Source organism: Methanobacterium sp., from assembly GCA_012838205.1.
Classification (GTDB): Archaea; Methanobacteriota; Methanobacteria; order Methanobacteriales; family Methanobacteriaceae; genus Methanobacterium.
The window spans coordinates 14,419-32,478 of the sequence record DUPR01000033.1 but is presented as its reverse complement, the minus strand read 5'-3'; the positions used below and the strand labels follow the sequence as shown (position 1 = coordinate 32,478).

Annotated in this window: 16 protein-coding genes; 9 read left to right on the top strand and 7 right to left on the bottom strand. The window is 36.9% G+C overall.

The window, feature by feature from the left end; translation table 11 throughout:
- Nucleotides 1-58: 58 nt before the first annotated feature.
- Entirely contained in the window at nucleotides 59-1,708 is a 1,650-nt protein-coding gene (locus GXZ72_05090; GenBank protein HHT18916.1) for a thermosome subunit, read from the bottom strand.
- A 239-nt stretch (nucleotides 1,709-1,947) separates the two neighbouring features.
- Here GXZ72_05090 and GXZ72_05085 point away from each other — a divergent pair, with 239 nt between their 5' ends.
- Nucleotides 1,948-2,166 (top strand): DUF2188 domain-containing protein, encoded by a 219-nt coding sequence (locus tag GXZ72_05085; protein ID HHT18915.1) that lies wholly within the window; start codon nucleotides 1,948-1,950, stop codon nucleotides 2,164-2,166.
- Nucleotides 2,167-2,295: 129 nt separating this feature from the next.
- Here the strand turns inward: GXZ72_05085 and GXZ72_05080 are convergent, their stop codons facing one another.
- The 3 genes from GXZ72_05080 to GXZ72_05070 all read right to left on the bottom strand — a co-directional run bounded on the left by GXZ72_05080 (nucleotide 2,296) and on the right by GXZ72_05070 (nucleotide 4,671).
- The gene (locus tag GXZ72_05080; protein ID HHT18914.1) at nucleotides 2,296-2,847 is read right to left on the bottom strand and encodes a hypothetical protein; all 552 of its coding nucleotides are present in this window, start codon (nucleotides 2,845-2,847) and stop codon (nucleotides 2,296-2,298) included.
- Between the two features lie 100 nt (nucleotides 2,848-2,947).
- The gene (locus GXZ72_05075; protein HHT18913.1) at nucleotides 2,948-4,324 is read right to left on the bottom strand and encodes a 2,3-diphosphoglycerate synthetase; all 1,377 of its coding nucleotides are present in this window, start codon (nucleotides 4,322-4,324) and stop codon (nucleotides 2,948-2,950) included.
- A 23-nt stretch (nucleotides 4,325-4,347) separates the two neighbouring features.
- Nucleotides 4,348-4,671, bottom strand: a complete 324-nt coding sequence (locus tag GXZ72_05070) for a UPF0058 family protein (protein HHT18912.1) — start codon at nucleotides 4,669-4,671, stop codon at nucleotides 4,348-4,350.
- Nucleotides 4,672-4,929: 258 nt separating this feature from the next.
- Here GXZ72_05070 and hisD point away from each other — a divergent pair, with 258 nt between their 5' ends.
- From hisD to GXZ72_05055, 3 genes are all read left to right on the top strand, one after another.
- Nucleotides 4,930-6,207: a histidinol dehydrogenase gene (gene hisD / locus GXZ72_05065; GenBank protein HHT18911.1), complete on the top strand. Its 1,278-nt coding sequence runs from the start codon at nucleotides 4,930-4,932 to the stop codon at nucleotides 6,205-6,207.
- Between the two features lie 232 nt (nucleotides 6,208-6,439).
- Nucleotides 6,440-7,759 (top strand): aspartate--tRNA(Asn) ligase, encoded by a 1,320-nt coding sequence (gene aspS, locus GXZ72_05060; GenBank protein HHT18910.1) that lies wholly within the window; start codon nucleotides 6,440-6,442, stop codon nucleotides 7,757-7,759.
- A 149-nt stretch (nucleotides 7,760-7,908) separates the two neighbouring features.
- A complete protein-coding gene (locus tag GXZ72_05055) occupies nucleotides 7,909-9,159 on the top strand; it encodes an NAD(P)/FAD-dependent oxidoreductase (protein ID HHT18909.1) in 1,251 nt (416 codons plus the stop codon).
- A gap of 42 nt (nucleotides 9,160-9,201) precedes the next feature.
- Here GXZ72_05055 and GXZ72_05050 read toward each other — a convergent pair whose 3' ends face one another.
- Nucleotides 9,202-9,822: a hypothetical protein gene (locus GXZ72_05050; protein HHT18908.1), complete on the bottom strand. Its 621-nt coding sequence runs from the start codon at nucleotides 9,820-9,822 to the stop codon at nucleotides 9,202-9,204.
- A gap of 255 nt (nucleotides 9,823-10,077) precedes the next feature.
- On the opposite strand from GXZ72_05050, the gene GXZ72_05045 reads away from it, so the two are divergent.
- The 5 genes from GXZ72_05045 (at nucleotide 10,078) to cca (ending at nucleotide 15,385) form a co-directional block, all read left to right on the top strand.
- Nucleotides 10,078-10,617, top strand: coding sequence for a class I SAM-dependent methyltransferase (locus GXZ72_05045; protein HHT18907.1), 540 nt, complete (start codon nucleotides 10,078-10,080; stop codon nucleotides 10,615-10,617).
- Nucleotides 10,618-10,631: 14 nt separating this feature from the next.
- Nucleotides 10,632-11,426 (top strand): class I fructose-bisphosphate aldolase family protein, encoded by a 795-nt coding sequence (locus GXZ72_05040; protein ID HHT18906.1) that lies wholly within the window; start codon nucleotides 10,632-10,634, stop codon nucleotides 11,424-11,426.
- Between the two features lie 196 nt (nucleotides 11,427-11,622).
- Complete coding sequence (locus GXZ72_05035) at nucleotides 11,623-12,747, top strand: 3-dehydroquinate synthase II (protein ID HHT18905.1); 1,125 nt, start codon at nucleotides 11,623-11,625, stop codon at nucleotides 12,745-12,747.
- Between the two features lie 562 nt (nucleotides 12,748-13,309).
- Nucleotides 13,310-13,858 carry an RNA 2',3'-cyclic phosphodiesterase gene (gene thpR / locus GXZ72_05030; protein HHT18904.1) on the top strand — a complete coding sequence of 183 codons (549 nt, stop codon included), beginning with the start codon at nucleotides 13,310-13,312 and terminating at the stop codon, nucleotides 13,856-13,858.
- Nucleotides 13,859-13,981: 123 nt separating this feature from the next.
- Complete coding sequence (gene cca / locus GXZ72_05025) at nucleotides 13,982-15,385, top strand: CCA tRNA nucleotidyltransferase (GenBank protein ID HHT18903.1); 1,404 nt, start codon at nucleotides 13,982-13,984, stop codon at nucleotides 15,383-15,385.
- Between the two features lie 122 nt (nucleotides 15,386-15,507).
- Here cca and priS read toward each other — a convergent pair whose 3' ends face one another.
- A complete protein-coding gene (gene priS / locus GXZ72_05020) occupies nucleotides 15,508-16,473 on the bottom strand; it encodes a DNA primase catalytic subunit PriS (protein ID HHT18902.1) in 966 nt (321 codons plus the stop codon).
- Nucleotides 16,474-16,475: 2 nt separating this feature from the next.
- On the bottom strand, nucleotides 16,476-17,918 hold the full coding sequence (locus GXZ72_05015) for a DNA primase (protein ID HHT18901.1): 1,443 nt from the start codon (nucleotides 17,916-17,918) through the stop codon (nucleotides 16,476-16,478).
- Nucleotides 17,919-18,060: the final 142 nt, after the last annotated feature.

The window sequence follows — 18,060 nt, the reverse complement described above, 5'->3', positions numbered from 1 at the left end:
AAAAAAAATAGAAGCTAAAAATTAAAATAAAAAAAAAAGATTGTTGTAAGTCAATGACTTACATTGGTGGCATTCCACCAGGCATTCCACCCATTCCTTCCATACCACCCATGTCAGGTTCAGAAGATCCGGTGGAAGCAATCATATCATCAATTCGCAGAATCATCTCAGCGGCTTCAGCTGCTGATAGAATAGCTTGTTTTTTGACCCTGTGTGGCTCTATAACATTAGCATCTTTCATATCAGTAACTTCACCTTCAAAGACATCCAGTCCCATGTAAAAATTACTTTCATGGGCTGCCCGGAGATCTACCAAGGCATCAATCTGGTCAAGTCCAGCATTTTCAGCAAGAGTTTTAGGAACAATTTCCAATGCTTCGGCAAAGGCATTTATTGCCAGTTGTTCTCTGCCACTGATAGTGTCAGCATATTCTTTTAATCCTTTGGCAATGGCTATTTCAGGTGCTCCACCGCCTGCAACAACTTTTCCATCTTCAACCGTTGAAGCAACCACACCGATAGCGTCTTCAACTGCTCTTTCAATTTCTTCGGCTACGTGTCTGGTACTTCCACGGAGAATAAGAGACACTGCTTTTGGTTGGTGGCATTCTTCAACGAAGATCAGTATTTCATCGAAGATTTTCTTCTCATAAACCTTACCGGCTAGTCCAAGGTCTTCTGAGGATAATTCATCAATGTTTGTTACAAGTTGCCCGCCTGTAGCTTTGCCTAAGCGTTCCATATCAGATTTTCTAACCCTTTTAACAGCAATGATTCCTTCACGTGCTAAAAGGTGTAATGCCAAATCATCAATACCTTTCTGGCAGAAAAGAACATTGGCACCGCTTTGGACGATTTTATCAACCATTTCTTTAACCATCTGCTCTTCCTGTTCAATGAAGGCTTGCATTTGAGTTGGGTCGGTGAGTTTGATCTTGGCATCAGTTTCTAGATCTTTAACTTCTATTGGGTACTTCAACAGTGCGATTTTAGCGTTTTCAATGTTTTTTGGCATGGAATTATCAGCCCTGCCCTTGTCAATAACAACCCCATTAACTATCTTGGAGTCGTTGATTGTTGCTCCTTGTATTCTGTGGATATTTATATGATCTTTCTCTACTTTACCATCGTCTTCCACTTGCATCACTGCATTTACCACCAGTTCAGCAAGGGGTTCGCGAGCTTTTTCGGTTCCTTTGCCAGTCATAGCAGTCATAGCAACCATTTTAAGAGTTTCACTATCGTTAGAATCCATGGCAATTTCATTTAAAATTTCATGTGCCTTTGCAGCTGCTCTGCGGTATCCCATTACCAGTGTGGTTGGGTGTATTTCCTGTTCAAGGAGTTCTTCTGCCTTTTTAAGTAGTTCGCCTGAAATTATTACTGCGGTGGTTGTTCCATCTCCCACTTCATCTTCTTGGGTTTTGGCTACTTCCACCAGCATTTTCGCTGCTGGGTGTTCGATGTCCATTTCTTTGAGAATGGTTGCACCGTCATTGGTCACTACAATATCTCCCATACCATCCACTAACATCTTGTCCATTCCTTTAGGACCAAGAGTAGTTCTGATAGTCTCAGCGAGAATCTTTCCAGCCATAATGTTCATTCTTTGAGCATCTCTTCCTAATACTCTTGAAGAACCTTCAGGCATTATAATAATAGGTTGTCCTTGTCCACCTTGTCCGCCTAATTGTGCCACATTAATCATCTCCTTTTTTTTCTCATTTGGTAATTTATCAGTGGGTTAGAGGTTATATAAATATCTTGCTATATCTTAGTTTAAACAACTGATATTGGGAAAAAAATCAATCCGAAAAAATACATGTAATGTTATATAGGCTTCCACAATTGCCAATCAACTCTATAATATTTTAGCAACACTTATTAATTATTAAGTACACTTAATACATATTTCAGTTAAATTATTAAATAAAGGAATGTGATAAAATGGCTGCCAATATCCATGTAATTACAAGTGAACAAGGCGGATGGGATGTTAAAAGAGATGGAGCTATAATAGCCTCTGCAAACTTTGAAAATAAAAAAGATGCAATTGAATATGCAGAAAAAGAAGGAAAACGCTACAATGTTGAAGTGTTCATCCATGGAAAAGATGGTAAAATCCAAAGAAGAGAAGTTTTTGGAACAAAATTAAATCCACTATAAAAACATACCCAATTAAGGGTTTTTTTTAAGATAACATTAAACTAAGCAGTAAATTAACACACAACCAAAGAGTTGCAAGTAAATTTTTAACATTATTCGAAATATTCTTTTATCTGTAAAAATTAATAGTCAATATTCTAGATTGTATTTAAATTCCCAGATAAACTTACCCGTGTGTTCACAACCCGTAAGGTGCTCTATTTCATGAGAAACCCCATATGCTGCTGATCCTTCAAAGTTAATGGGTCCATTTATTCTTTTAAGAGTTATGACCATTGCCTTTGGGTTTAACTCTGCTTGAATAATGTTTTCTGCGTCAAGCTTAACATAAAAGGGTCTTTCCACTAGCTCACGTTCGTTTTTACTACCACATTTTTCCAGTCTCAAGACTTTGCCCTTTGTGGATATAACCTGAGGATTAACAAATAGAGTAACTCTCTCCAGAGTATAACCCTCACATTTTTCCTCATTGTAACGAGTAATTTTCTCCTTAACAGCCATAGCAGCTAAATCTCTCGTTTTAAAACTCCAATCACCCCCAAACTTAAGTGAAAACAAAACAGGGATGAATGCGTCGGGTTGGATGTTTAGCTCTTTAATAACCTTTTTCTCAGCCAAGTTAAATGAAAGCTGTTTTTTTAGTTTATCATAATCAAATTTTTTGTAATCTGAATTTTCCAATAATAATCACCACTTACACCCATAATCATAACTAATTCAACCAAATGAAAAATAGAATAAAAAGAGAATAAGTAAAAAAAAAATAAAATCTTAAAACTATTTATTTACTTTGGAAGTCTAAAATAGCCTTATCCACCACATCAATGATGGCAGGATCAAGTTTATCTTCATCCCTGATTACTAGAGGTATGTTATCACAGTAAACAACTTCTAAACCGGCATTTAATGCATCCTTAGTAGCTACATCAACAGCTGCAGCTTTGAGTTCTGTGAGCATCACATCGGCATCATCAATATATTTTTGGATGTCTTTCTGTAGTAATGGTCGATTGGACAAGTATGGTGTGGTTCCAACAACAGTGCAATTATGTTCTTCTTCCAAATGTTTAATTAAAACATCTTTAATGGAATCCGGTGCCGTGGTTGCAAATAAAACACGTTTACCATCCACAGAATCTAGTGGTTTAGGGCGGAAAACTGTTGGGATTACTGTTGCTTCAGGGTTGACATCTTTAATATATTCTTCGATGCGTTTAACTTTCTCTGGGCTAGCCATGGGTTCTTCGCACATGGTAATAATGGCCAGATCTGCCAGTTTTATTCTGTATGGTCCGAAAAACTTTTCAATATTAATTATGGGCTGGTTTGCCCCTATAAGCACGATATGTCGATTAGTTTTTATAGGAGGTATGGCAGCTCCACTACCTTCCATTATCACAAAATCCGAATCCACTTCGTTGGCTTTCAAAGCACCTTGTTTCATGTTTGTGATAAATACTTGGCCTAACATTCCTCCACCACAACGTCGACATCCAATGGTAAGTATCCGACTCATCAGGGCATCTTCCCAATGGTCGCTGGCAGCATGAACTCCCTTTTCAGATTGTTCCATCAAATACTGGGGTGTGATCTCAATCTGGTCACCTCGAACAATTTCCGGTTCTTCTGGTCCACCACGGCCCATGGCTACTACACATGGATTGTATTGTTTCTGGTGTATGAGACGTGCAGCATATGCAGATACAGCAGTTTTACCAATACGTTTACCTGTTCCCAATATTTTTAGTGAAGGTTTTTCTAAAATATCATGTTGATCCAGAGGTTGGAATGAAAAATCAGGCCCCTCATAACATATTCCCTGCTCCAGAACCAATGATGCTATCTTAAAACGTTGAGAATAATCTACTACTGGTTCATCACTGAGATCCATAACCACATCGGCTTGGTGATCCACAGCAACTTTCACAATAAGATCGTAAGGAATTTTATCATGATCCGTTTCAAAATAAACTTTCAATCCAAGTTGATCACCTAATGATTCAGGTGTAGCATCTCGTAGCTTTTCTGTGCCGCCAATAAAAACAGCAGCAACCAGTTCAATATGTTCAAGACTGTCAAGAGTGTTCAATGCTGATTTAGTAACAGGAAGATAATGTTCACCATCAATTAAACATAGCATCTTCAATAAGGAAGTCATTCTAATCACCAGCCAAGGGATGTTTACATCTTAATTTTTTGTATAGCTAAAGTATCTTCGTTTTGGAACCGTATTAGTTCTTTTTTGGACCTTTTTACTAATTCTGAGAGACCATTAGAAATATTAGAAGAACTTCCCCCATTGTTAGTGGCAATTATCTCAGAAATAGAATTTGACAATACAAAAATAGCATATTTATGTTCGGCTTTGGTGCGGTGAATGTGATGTGGACTTATGTTGAGGCACAAATAATCCTTACATTCGTCCTTCACCTCATATTCATGGTCCAAATGCTTTAAAACGTATACCAAAAATTGGTGTAACTGTATAAGCTCATCTTTGTACATATCTACCAGACACCTACAATTATTTTAACAAACTAATTCGACCAACAGCAATATATAAACTTATGTACTAAAATCTATACCCATGCAACCATAAGCACTAGATATTAAGTATTAATCGAATGCTTGGCATAGTGGGTAAATTAATCTATGCCCGTTGTGGCAAATAAAGGTTTTGACTGATCCACGCTGAAAAAGAAATATCATACTAAAAAAATTATCCCCTTAAATTTAGACAAAATAAAAAATACCGGTAATACAATGAAAATTCTCCAATTAAAAAATCAAAATAGAATAAAATTATTAAAACGTTCCCAAATTGATTCGAACTCAGTTTTAGAGACTGTGCGAGATATTGTTAGTGATGTGGAAAAAAATCAGGACAATGCACTCCGTAAATACACAAAAAAATTCGATGGTGTTGCTTTAAATGATTTTCAAGTAAATGAAGGCGATTTTAAAGAGAGTGTAAAAAAAGTTGACCCAGAATTAATGAGCAGTATAAAAAAGGCAACACTAAACATTAGAAAATTCCATCAAGCCCAATTACCCAATGACTGGTCAATGGATGTGGATAATGGAGTTAATGCTGGGCAGATTGTGCGTCCACTGGAAAAAGTGGGATGTTATATACCTGGAGGAAGAGCCGCATATCCTTCAAGTATTTTGATGACCGTAATCCCAGCCAAAGTAGCGGGAGTGGATGAAATAATCTGTTGCACACCACCGGATAAAAATGGTGGTGTGGATGATGTAATCCTGGCAACAGCATATCTTGCCGGTGCAGATAAAGTGTACAAAGTTGGAGGAGCGCAAGCCATTGCCGCCATGGCTTACGGTACTGAAACCATTGCAAAAGTTGATAAAATTGTTGGACCAGGAAATATCTTCGTAACAGCCGCTAAAAAGATGGTTTACGGACAAGTAGATATTGACTTCCCTGCAGGACCTTCTGAAGTCCTGATTATAGCTGATGAAACTGGAAATCCCCATTATATCGCAATTGATCTGTTGGCTCAAGCAGAACACGACCCTCAATCAGCCTCCGTACTGGTAACCACATCCTCTGAATTAGCAGAAAAAGTTAAACTTAACATTCAGTCAGAACTCCCCCTTATGAAAAGAAAAGACATTATCCGAGAATCTCTTGATAATAATGGCTTAATAGTAGTAGTTGATGATATTCAAGAAGCTATAGATTTTTCTAATGATTATGCCCCAGAACACCTTATGATCATGACATCACATCCTGAAAAAATAGTTCCCGAGATCAGAAATGCTGCTTCAATATTCTTGGGAGATTTAACACCTGTTGCAGCTGGTGATTATGGTTCTGGAACAAACCATGTCTTACCCACCGCTTTCTGCGCCAAGATGTACTCTGGATTATCAACAGAATCTTTCCTGAAAAAACCGACAATACAAAAAATAACAAAGGATGGTTTGAACAGCCTTAAAGATGTTGTGATTCCTTTAGCAGAATATGAAGGATTATACGCCCATGCTGAATCATTCAGAAGACGTTTGGATCACGATTGAATAATTCTATAACAATTTTCATTGGCCCATATTAGGGAATAGTTAATTATATAATAATTATATTAGAATAGTAGTTAGAGCAATTTATTATATTTAATATCAGTTAATTAGGTATGTGTGAATAGAATTTTTGAAAAATTAATGCTTTTCTCACATTACTACTAAATTTTTAGTTTGTAACGTAAAAACTGTAAATAACGAATAAACAATATTTTTTTGAGGAGATTGTAATATGACCGATTCATTAGGAAACTGGAGAAGAACACATTACTCAAAAGAACTAGACGATACAATAGAAGGTGAATCAGTAACTCTCATGGGTTGGGTTCATGAAATACGTGACTTGGGAGGAATTATTTTTGTACTACTCCGGGATAGGGATGGACTAATTCAGATCACTGCACCCAGCAAAAAAATTTCACCAGAACTACTTAATGATATCCGTAAACTAAGAAAAGAATCTGTTCTGGGAGTTAAAGGAATTGTACAAGGTTCATCGAAAGCTCCTGGTGGTGTTGAAGTAATTCCAGAAGAAATTAAGTTGCTTAATAACTCAGAACAACCCTTGCCTCTGGATCCCACTGAAAAGGTAAAAGCAGAAATTGATACTAGACTTGACTCCAGATACATGGATCTCAGGAAACACTCTGTTAGCGCCATTTTCAAGATAAAAAGTACCATGTTACATTCAGTGCGAGTTTACTTGGAAGAAAACGGATTTCTGGAGATTAACACACCTAAACTTGTTGGTTCAGCAACTGAAGGTGGTACCGAACTATTCCCCATCACTTACTTTGAAAGGGAAGCCTTCCTGGGTCAGAGCCCCCAACTTTACAAGCAGATGATGATGGCCACTGGATTGGATAAAGTTTTCGAAATTGCACCTATATTCCGGGCAGAGGAACATGATACTCTACGCCACCTGAACGAAGTAATATCAATTGATGTTGAGGTGGCATTTGCTGATAATGAGGATGTGATGAGCATCTTGGAAAAACTGGTACATAATACCATTAAAGAAGTTAAGAAAAAATGTAAAGCAGAACTGGAAGATATTGATGTTCAGTTAGAAGTTCCAGAACTCCCTTTCCCTCGTCTTGAATACGATGAAGTGATTGATATGGTTAACTCCAAAGGAGTTACTCTCCGTCATGGAGATGACCTTTCTCGAGCAGCTGAAAAGGTACTGGGAGAAATCATGGATGGTTACTACTTTATTACCAATTGGCCCAGTGATATCAAACCATTTTATGTCATGCCCCATCCAGAAGAGCCTGAAAAGAGTTATGCTTTTGACTTGATGTATAAAGATCTGGAGATCTCATCTGGGGCAACTAGAGTCCACCAACACGACCTCTTAGTTGAAAGGATAAAAAAACAGGGACTAAATCCGGATTCATTCCAACGTTACCTTGCTTCATTCGTATACGGGATGCCACCACATGCTGGGTGGGGTTTGGGTGCTGAAAGGTTTACCATGTGCCTCACTGGAATGAAAAATATCCGTGAAACTGTTTTATTCCCAAGGGACAGGCGAAGGTTGGCCCCATAATCCACCTTTTTTAAAAAAAAATAATATATATAAAACGCCTGGTTATTTATAAACAATTTTAAAAAAAAAAGTATTCAAAGATTTTCTTTGGAATCTAATCCGTTCCAACTTCGCTTAAATTTTATTTTTTCTTATGGGAATTGGTATTAATGAAAAAATATGACATTGCTGTGGTCGGAGCCGGACCAGCAGGATGTATGGCAGCCATTCAAGGAGCGCAGCAGGGAAATAAAGTAATCGTCCTGGAAAGAAATGATATGATTGGACGTAAACTCCTTTTAACAGGAAATGGAAGATGTAATCTTACTAATTCCTCATCATTAGAAGTTTTTATTGAGAAATTCGGGAAAAATGGTTCTTTTTTTCGGGATGTCTTCAGTGAATTTTCCAATCAGGATTTGATGAATTTTTTCGAAAAATATGGTCTAAAACTAAAAGAAGAAAAAGATGGACGTGTGTTCCCAGTCACTGAAAAATCCAAATCAGTAGTGGATGTTCTATTAAATGTTTTGAATGAGTATGATGTGGATGTATGCTTCAATTATCGTCTTGAACATCTTCAAAAGGTATCTGATATCTTTAAACTTATATCAACAAAAAAAGAAGTGGTCGCTGCACAATCAGTTATTTTAGCCACTGGTGGAGTTACTTACAAATTTACGGGTTCTACTGGGGATGGTTTTAGAATTGCTGAAACATTCCAACACCAAGTGACCAGTCTGCAACCGGGGGGTGTTCCTTTGCGTGTGGGTGAAGCATGGGTGCATGATCTAAAAGGTGTTACCTTGGAAAATGTTGGGCTGAGCATAGGCTATGGCAATAAAAAGAAATTTTTATCCAGTGGAAACCTTCTTTTAACACATTTTGGTGTTTCAGGACCAGTTATTCTTGATAATAGTAACATGATTGTGGAACTGATTGGCGTGCACGGTGATCTTCAGTTATATATTGATTTTGTACCTGAAATCAGTCTGGAAGCTTTGGGTGTCTGTTTGGTTGAAGACTTCCAGAAACAGAGCAAGAAGAGTTTGAAAACTTACCTGACCAATCACCTCCCTAACAGTATGATCGATCCCATATTAAATAACATGTCCATTGATCCCAAAAAAAAGTTGAACCAAGTAACGAAAAAAGAGAGATTGAGTTTACTGGAAATATTAAAAGGCCTGCCTTTAACACTATGTGGATATCTTTCCATTGATAAAGCCATGGTCACATGTGGTGGAGTATCTCAAAGGGAAATAAATCCCCGGACAATGGAGTCAAAACTTGTTGGGAATTTATTCTTTGCTGGTGAAATAATTGCGGGATGTGGTGGTAGCGGGGGATATAATTTGCAACAAGCATTTTCGACTGGTTATGTTGCTGGAAATAGTGCAGTGAAGTTGAAAAAAAATTAAACGTATGGAAAATCTTTAGTTCCCCAAAAATAACTATCCTAGTTATTCCTTATTCACTTTTTTTATATACTCTTCAATGGGACGGGTGGAGAAGTAAAGCACAATTACGGCACCAATTAACCATGTGAAATTGTTTACAATATGTTGTGCAGAAGTTCCTGATGATGGTTCAATGATTTCGAAGGCAAAAAGGGGAACTAAGGCAAGATAAACTATTATAAGAGATACGGTTATGGCCTTTCTGATTTCGCCAGTGTTGAAGGGTGAAGTTCCGGACATGTAATTAGTAATGAGCATTATGCCGAAAAATGTCACCAGCCCCAAGGAGACAAATAACCATTGCAATGGTATTCCCAGCAAGGTGATTAGTAGTGGAATAACTGCCAGGTCCAGAACACCTAAAACGGAAATCATTTTTAGTGCATTTTTCCAGTTCTTCTCATTGGAATGACGAACCTTTCGAACAAGGTTATCTCTTTCTTTAATTGCTTTTATTCTCTCTTTGTCCATCCAGTCAGATCTTTTTTCAAGTTCTTCGTTTATAGTCTCTAATTTTTGAATTTTAACAAGATTTAGTTGGTTGATATCTTTTTCTAGATTAAGTTTTTCCTGTTGAAGTTCGTGAACGAAATTCTCTAAATCGTTTTTTTCTTCCACTGTCATGATAAAATTCTCCGTGAGGAATAAGATTCAATGGGATTATAATCACCATTATATGTATAAGATATTATTAGTTGATTAATATATTAAATTTTTATATGAAAAAAGATAGTTAAACGGTCATGATTTTTTTTGGTGTTAAATAAGACAAAGAAACATTAAAAAATTTTACGAGAAATAGTTAAACCTATTGCTATGCCTATGAATGATGCTTTCCAATTTCTATTATTAGATGATTAAAAACTAGTGTGAGATTATATGATAAAAATCGTTTACGATATCAAAGTTTATAGGGAAGGTCTAAGAGATATTGTTAAAGAAGATGATGTTGTAGTGGAGTTGGGATGTCATGTGGGAAATTCAACTCGCATAATATCCCAGATGGCACCATATGGTAGAATTATATCTCTTGATAAAAGTTCCCAGTCAGAGGAGAAGATGCAAGAACTTACAAAAGAAGAGGGAAGTTTAATAGAATTTATTAAGGGTGATGTTCGACTCCATGAAGTTTTGGAGGAAGTAGCTGAAAAAGTTAATAAAATAGGGGGTTGTGATGTCCTATCAATTGATCTGGGTGGGGGTTACCATCCGGACACTGCATTTAAAGTTTTCTTCATTTGGTCATCAACTTTAAAACCTCGTGAAACCATAATTAGAAATAGAGGCCTTTTAGATTTCATTCACTCGTCAACAAGCTCTGAGATTATCAATTCCAACTATGGGTGGTTAGAGTCATGTGGCGATGATGGTATCCCCACTAGATTAAAAGAATTAAAACTCTGGTCCCCTAAACTTTAAAAAGGAGGGTGTTCATGATAGGGAAAAAAATCAGGATTGAAAGAATAATCAACCGAAAAACTGGTAGATGTGTTATTGTTCCAATGGACCATGGAGTTTCCGTTGGACCTGTGGAAGGAATAGTAAAAATGGCTGAAACCATTGATGAAGCTGCCAGTGGCGGGGCCAATGCAGTTATAATGCATAAGGGAATGGTTGGTAGTGGTCACCGTGGTTACGGGAGAGATATTGGATTAATTATTCACCTATCTGCCAGCACTGCCCTGGGTCCAGATCCTGATCATAAAGTACTGGTGACTTCTGTTGAGAAAGCAATTCAGATGGGTGCAGATGCAGTATCAGTTCACGTAAACGTGGGATCAGAGATGGAACCTGACATGTTAATGCATCTAGGTAGTATTTCTGAAATCTGTGATGATTGGGGCATGCCCCTAATTGCCATGATGTATCCCAGAGGTAAAAAAATCGATGATGAACACCACCCCGATGTGGTGAAACTAGCATCCCGTGCCGGTGCAGAACTGGGCGCAGATATTATCAAAACAAATTACACTGGAGACCCTGATACATTCAAAGAAGTGATTGATGGATGTCCTGTTCCACTGGTAATTGCAGGAGGACCTCGCGTGGAAACTGACCGTGAGCTTCTGGAAATGGTGAAAAATGCAGTTGATGTTGGTGGAGCTGGAGTAGCAATAGGCAGGAACATTTTCCAAGCACCATCCCCCCATAAAACTACTAAAGCCATTGTTGAGATTGTTCACAATAATTTGGACGTGGACGAAGCACTTAAAATTCTAAATGGATAAATCAATACCATGAAATTACACTATTTAATTCCATTGAACTATAATATTCCCAATTGAATGAATAGAACATAAGGGCTGTTATTATATCAGAATACTCCGTGACTTAATCAAAACAATGATATGACGGCATGATGAATCTGATGAAATAAGTTAATGGAATGATATTATTTAAAATTATGATTAGAAGGTTATAGTTATGAAATTTGCATGGGTAATGGCTGAAGGTAATGTTTGGGATAAAAAAAAGCAATTTATCACCACTGCATTAGAATCAGGTGTAGACCACATCGTAGACTTCACAGATGTGGATAACATACGAAGATTAGGTAATGTGAAAATGATTTCTGACACTGACGGTTCGGACATTGTAATGGTGGGCCGTAACAGTGAAGGAGATGGCACCCTTAAAATACCTGATGATTTATCTGAATCAAAAGATCTTGCTGCTGTGAAAAGATTAAAAAGAATGGATAAAAAGGTATCAGCCTATGTTGAGATCACCAGTAAAAAACATGAACAACTAGCCAGAATATTGGGGCAATATGCTGATTATCTCATTTTGATGGGTCGAGACTGGAAAGTTATTCCCTTAGAAAACATAATAGCCGATCTACAGGGAGAAAAAGTGAAAATTATTGCAGCAGTATCTGACTATGATGAAGCTAAAGTGGCCCTGGAAACTCTGGAACATGGGACTGACGGAGTTTTGCTATGTCCACAAGAAATTAGTCAGATAAAAAAGGTAGCTGAGTTAATTGGGAAATTGCAGAGTGAAAGTTACCAGATGAAAATAGCCACCATTACCCGGGTTGAACCAGTTGGTATCGGTGACCGAGTTTGTGTGGACACATGCTCTATGATGCATTTAGGAGAAGGTATGCTAGTAGGTTCATACTCACAGGGACTGTTCCTGGTGCACAGTGAATCGATGGAAAGTGAATACGTTGCATCACGACCTTTCCGGGTTAACGCTGGGCCAGTTCATGCCTATGTTATGACTCCTGGTAACAAAACCAAATACCTTTCTGAACTGGAAACTGGAGATGAAGTGCTCACCGTGGATCAGGAAGGTACCACCAAAATTGCCATAGTGGGTCGAGTTAAAATTGAGAAAAGGCCACTAATGCTGGTGGAAGCCGAATATGATGGAGTCATCCTGCGCACCTTGCTCCAGAATGCTGAAACCATCCGTCTGGTAACCGAAGATGGCCAACCAAAATCAGTGGCAGAACTAAAATTAGGAGACAAAGTAATGGTCTACTTGGATCCCAATGCACGGCACTTTGGAATGGCCATCAAAGAGAGTATTATTGAAAAATAATAAAAGAAAACCTTTTATATATTTTTTCAACCTTTTAAAATCCCTTAAAACTCCCCTCATACTGCAAAACATTGAATTCAATTAATTTTTTTATCTAAATTACATTATTCAATAAATAATACTGGTTTCCGAATTGACCATAGGATAATTTTCCATTTTTATAATTCCAATCTTGTTTTAATGGCAATCAAGTATCGTTGAAGAGGGTTTGCATGGTGTTGAAATACCAGATACTGGTGGATAAAAAAAGGAACTAAAATTTCAAGGAGATACTTGTTGCATATCTGCCTTTTAACACCAATTTTTAATCCCAAAACAAAATTGGTTAAAACCAAAACTGAATACGAATAAATTAAAAAACATTGGTTAAAAAAAATGTTTCAGGAAACTCATAATATCCATCCTGATTTAACTTACTCTGAAAAGAATAGAAACTCCAGAAGAGAGTGTAGATACAATAAAAAACCTTATTATTTGATAAAAAAAATAATAATAAATTGATAAAAATAAACTGATGAGATTAAATGGGAAGACTTACCTATAATGTGATTATGGTGATAAAGTGAGAGTATTTTTAGCAGTTGATGTAGATCGTCGATTATCATACAAAATACAGAAGATACAAAAAGATTTGATGAAAACTGATGCACCTTTAAAGTTAGTGGATTCTGAAAACCTCCATTTCACCTTCAAATTCTTCGGTGAAATAAATCCAGAACAAATTCAACACATTACTAGTATTACTGAGGAAAAACTAGAAAATTACCAGTCTTTTCCTCTCCATATTAAAGGAACTGGAGTTTTCCCTCATCCCGGCTATATGCGAGTGGTATGGTTGGGAATTGAAGACCCAACGAACTTTTCACAACTTCAGAAAGATTTAGATCAGGAATTTGCCAAAATGGGATTTAAAAAGGAGCGAAGTTATACTCCTCATCTTACTATTGCCCGGGTGAAAGGTTCGCATAACAAAGAACTCCTAGCCAGTAAAATAGAAATGTTACATGATATTGAAATAGGGCAAATGGATGTGGAAAAGTTAGTGTTAAAAAAGAGTGAATTAACTCCTGTAGGCCCTATTTATACAGATATACATGAATTTTTTATTTAACACTTTTCCCTTATTAGGATAAATTCCAATTATTGTAAGGGATAGTACAATTTTATTTGCAAAACGTGAAAAAAGTAGAATAGAAATGATTTAGAAATAAATAATACGATTGAGGTATTATAATTGATTGATTTTAAAACAATTCTAGATGATATAGAGCCTTCTGCAGATAATGAAAAGAAGGTAAAAGAATTATCAAACAAAATAATTGATATTATAAATTCTACCGCCAAAAAAAAGGGTTTTAATGCCGAAGCAGTTCTCCTTGGCTCTGTTGCCAAAAAAACTTGGATTTATTCTGATGATTATGATGACGTAGATATTGATATTTTCATCAAATTCCCACTCAACACTTCTCTAGAGGATCTCAAAGTTCAAGGCATGAAATTAGCATACAACTGCATCGAACAGATAGGTGGAACTTATGAGGAGCGTTACGCATCACATCCCTACTTATCAGGCAATATAGATGGCTACCCCGTTGATTTGGTACCTTGTTATGATATAAGCAAAGCAACACAATTGAAATCCGCAGTTGATCGTACAATACTGCACACTGAATACGTGAAAAAAAGTTTGAAAGTGGGCCAGGAAAAAGAAGTACGACTTTTGAAAAGGTTCATGAAAATGGTTGGCACTTATGGCTCTGAATTCAAGGTTGGTGGATTTTCTGGTTACCTATGTGAGTTACTCATTATCAATTACGGTTCATTTCTAGAAGTACTGCGAAATGTTTGGACTGACTGGAAACCTGGCTACCAAATAGACTTGATGGAATACGGTACATCTAATCTTTTTGATGATCCATTGATTGTGGTGGATCCCACGGATTCGAACCGGAATGTTGCAGCAGCATTGACCCTGCAAAAAATGGCCGAATTCCGAGTTGCAGCTGTTAATTTCCTTGAAAATCCCAAAACAGCATATTTTTACCCTAAAGATATTACGTTGGATAGGCGAGCCTTGAAGGTTGAATTTGATAAAAGAGATACTCATTCTATTGTTATTACTTTTTCAGCTCCGGATATTCCTTCTGATGCTTTGTATCCCCAAATAAAGAAAACAGAAAATTCTCTGGTTAAGATTTTGGAGACTGGGGATTTTAGCGTCTTAGGAAGTGATTGTTGGACTTGTCAAGGTAGTGATGATGGCGAAAATCTGGTTTTTATTCTTTTGGAGATGAACACTTGGCATCTTCCGGGTTTTAGAAAACATTTTGGTCCTAAAGTATGGGATAAAGAAAATGGGAAAAGATTTATTGAAAAACACCCAGAATCATGGGTTGAAGCTGACCAGTGGGTGACACTAATTAGACGTGAACATCAAGATGCAGAGTCACTTATTAAAGGAACTCTCACAAAAAATGGGATCAGAAATTTAAGAGTTGGAAAACATCTGAAAAAGAAAATCCTGGATGATTATCATTTAATGAATGTGGGAGACCTTTTGATTAAGGGCAAATCAGATGAAGAATTGCTGAAATATTTGTACTGCTATCTTCACAAATATGAGTTGTTATTTAGATGAAATGTTTTTTTTAAAATCTAATCACAACTGATTTTTAGGATATTATAAAAAAAATAACTTAATTTCTTTTTTATTCTCGCTGAAAGATTTTATTATTCTTTTAAAAAATCGTTTGTCAATTACTAATTCCTTTCATAAACGAACTGGGGAACTGCATCTTGAAATGGGTCGAATGTCTCTAGATTCTTAATTTCTGTAGCTATCATACTGACACCAGAGTGGATAGAGGTTGGTAGTCTTAATATCCTTTTAAGATCTATAGAAACCTTAGCATCCACCAGGGTGAGATTAAGTGAAGCAATACCTTTAACCAGTTTATTATACCTAATAGGGCCAATATTTTTCCTGAAGATGCCCCACTGATTATCTTTTAATAGGTCCCGGTGTTTTATGACTGCTTTGAGAATATTCTTGTTTACTCCATCAATTTCTGTTTCCAGATTTACTGCTAAAATTGCTTGTTTCATTCGATTGGTGAATACTTGCGGATAACCAAATGGGATGGTAAAGTGTTCCAGATTGTATTTCATCCCGTGGCTGGAGTATTCACTACGTGGAACTTCAGAGCCAACTAAATATTTAACGATCTGGCTGCGTACATCACTGTCTGCACCCATAACCAAATCATCCAGTACCCTTATGTGATATCCTCGGCCAGAATATACAACATGAATATTTGATAGTCCCAAGTCACCTTTTATAGTATCCACCAGACCATGAACAATATCTTTTGCTTGATTTAAACATACTTCACAGACATTACTACAACCACAGGACCTTATGGGTATATCTTTAGCATCAACATCAAAAACTAACTCTGCTTTTATCCACCCATCCCTTCTCCGAGGCTTATGATATAATGCTACTGAGGAATATGCCGCAAATGGTGCACGGTACCTCATAAATTTTCTTAAATAATCTGTGTTTTTAAAGACTCGGTAACGGTCATTTGGCCCCCTTCCCATATGATCAAAACCAAATTCGCGTTGAATGAGTGATTCACGAATATAATCCGGTATGTTTTTAACATCCCATTCTTCCCGATAATACTGGCGACGTTCATTAGGACTAGTAGGCTTTAAATCCATGATCAAACCTCTCTATTATTAGGATCGGCTGCCTTGGGCTTGTTGTGATCAGTTTCCCCTTCTCTAGAAACTCCAGTTTTATTGTGTTTGTCAGCATCTCCCCTATCTGGTGCTTTAGAACCTTCAGGTTTTAAATTTTTAACTTCCCATATCCTGCGGTTATAATAGCTCAGAGGATTGCCGATCTTTTTACAAAGATCGTCTGGTTTACATAGGTGGGGAAGGTGTAATTTAATCTTTTCACAACTCATAGGCGTGTACCAAGTTGTTTCACCTTCATGATCCAACTTAAGCACACTATGCATTCCAAAACCCAACTTAGCATTAATATTAACCTTTTCTTGAGGTTGATCATCAAATAATGGAGGAACACATCGTTGAGCAGCCTCATAAATCAGTGGCAAAACTTCATTTTCAGTTATCTCCAGATTAGGATCCTGATCAGAAACACGTTTGGTGATGTTCATCCTGAAAACATCTGGATAGAGGCGAGCATATGAAACAAATGGAGTCATAAATAGTACAATCCCATCATTTCTGCCCCCAGATTTAATCCCTTCCAAAGCTTTTTTCACACAAGGAGGAAATGCGTGATGATTGAGTGGTCCGGCCTTCAAAGGCCCCCCTCCACCTCCCATGGATCCGTAAGTTTGACTTTGCATTGGTCTAGAAAGAACTTCTGCAACCTCTTCAGCCAAATCCAACAATATAGGATTAGGTTCAACCATTTTTTTAGCCTTTTCATGAACTTGTTTAATGTAATTCTCAGTTTCCTGCATGATAAGCTTGATCATGATGAGTTCTTTAAGTTCATCACCAATTAAAAGCTGGTACATACTCTGAGGATTTCGATGTTTGATTTTTGATCCGAATCTCTCCATAAAATCTTCCTGATCGAGTATTAGCTCCCCTTGATCAAGTATAAGTTCGGTGAGTCTTATTTTACGTGAGCTTAGAAGTTCTTCAAAGAATGTCCAGTGCACTTGATCATCATTCAAGTACATTTGGAGGGATTGCCCTACCAGTTGCCGGCCTTCATCTACATGTAGTTTACCCAATCTCTCCTTAATCAAATCTCCCTGAGACTCCACCATAACTCTGGTTTCGCGAGAGTTCGGGCCAAATTTAACTCCTATAGCTTGACATAATAGATAAAATGAAATAACATCATATTTAGTTATTTGATCATCTGATAAATATGCATAGGCCCTACCATTAAATTCTCGTTCATTTTTTTTCTTAACATACCATTCGATACGTTTTAAAGCAAGTTCCAGAAAATTAGAAGGTATTTCACTATCATCTGCTATTTCCTGTGAGGGGTTGTGAGTGATAATACTCCTTAGCTGAGGAATATCTTCAGATATACCTTCAAAACTACCCAGTTCCCTTACAACATCTTTTCCTTCTGAGGATAGTGGGTTTAAAAAAGAAATGGAAACCATACCATCTATCTATATCCAGGGCATTTTAATAAAATTTACTAATTAATAACATGGCATTTTTTAAAAATTTCAAATAAAAAAAATAGCGGGGTTGATTCTTGGTGAAGGTGACTCAAATTACTTGGATTAATATTTAAAAAAA

Coding starts and splice junctions, on each gene's coding strand:
- priS (HHT18902.1), bottom strand. CDS start 16,473: ATGGATTTAAAGCCTACTAGTCCTAATGAACGTCGCCAGTATTATCGG.
- GXZ72_05035 (HHT18905.1), top strand. CDS start 11,623: ATGAAATTTGCATGGGTAATGGCTGAAGGTAATGTTTGGGATAAAAAA.
- GXZ72_05055 (HHT18909.1), top strand. CDS start 7,909: ATGAAAAAATATGACATTGCTGTGGTCGGAGCCGGACCAGCAGGATGT.
- GXZ72_05085 (HHT18915.1), top strand. CDS start 1,948: ATGGCTGCCAATATCCATGTAATTACAAGTGAACAAGGCGGATGGGAT.
- hisD (HHT18911.1), top strand. CDS start 4,930: ATGAAAATTCTCCAATTAAAAAATCAAAATAGAATAAAATTATTAAAA.
- GXZ72_05075 (HHT18913.1), bottom strand. CDS start 4,324: ATGACTTCCTTATTGAAGATGCTATGTTTAATTGATGGTGAACATTAT.
- GXZ72_05045 (HHT18907.1), top strand. CDS start 10,078: ATGATAAAAATCGTTTACGATATCAAAGTTTATAGGGAAGGTCTAAGA.
- GXZ72_05090 (HHT18916.1), bottom strand. CDS start 1,708: ATGATTAATGTGGCACAATTAGGCGGACAAGGTGGACAAGGACAACCT.
- GXZ72_05015 (HHT18901.1), bottom strand. CDS start 17,918: ATGGTTTCCATTTCTTTTTTAAACCCACTATCCTCAGAAGGAAAAGAT.
- aspS (HHT18910.1), top strand. CDS start 6,440: ATGACCGATTCATTAGGAAACTGGAGAAGAACACATTACTCAAAAGAA.
- GXZ72_05040 (HHT18906.1), top strand. CDS start 10,632: ATGATAGGGAAAAAAATCAGGATTGAAAGAATAATCAACCGAAAAACT.
- GXZ72_05050 (HHT18908.1), bottom strand. CDS start 9,822: ATGACAGTGGAAGAAAAAAACGATTTAGAGAATTTCGTTCACGAACTT.
- GXZ72_05070 (HHT18912.1), bottom strand. CDS start 4,671: ATGTACAAAGATGAGCTTATACAGTTACACCAATTTTTGGTATACGTT.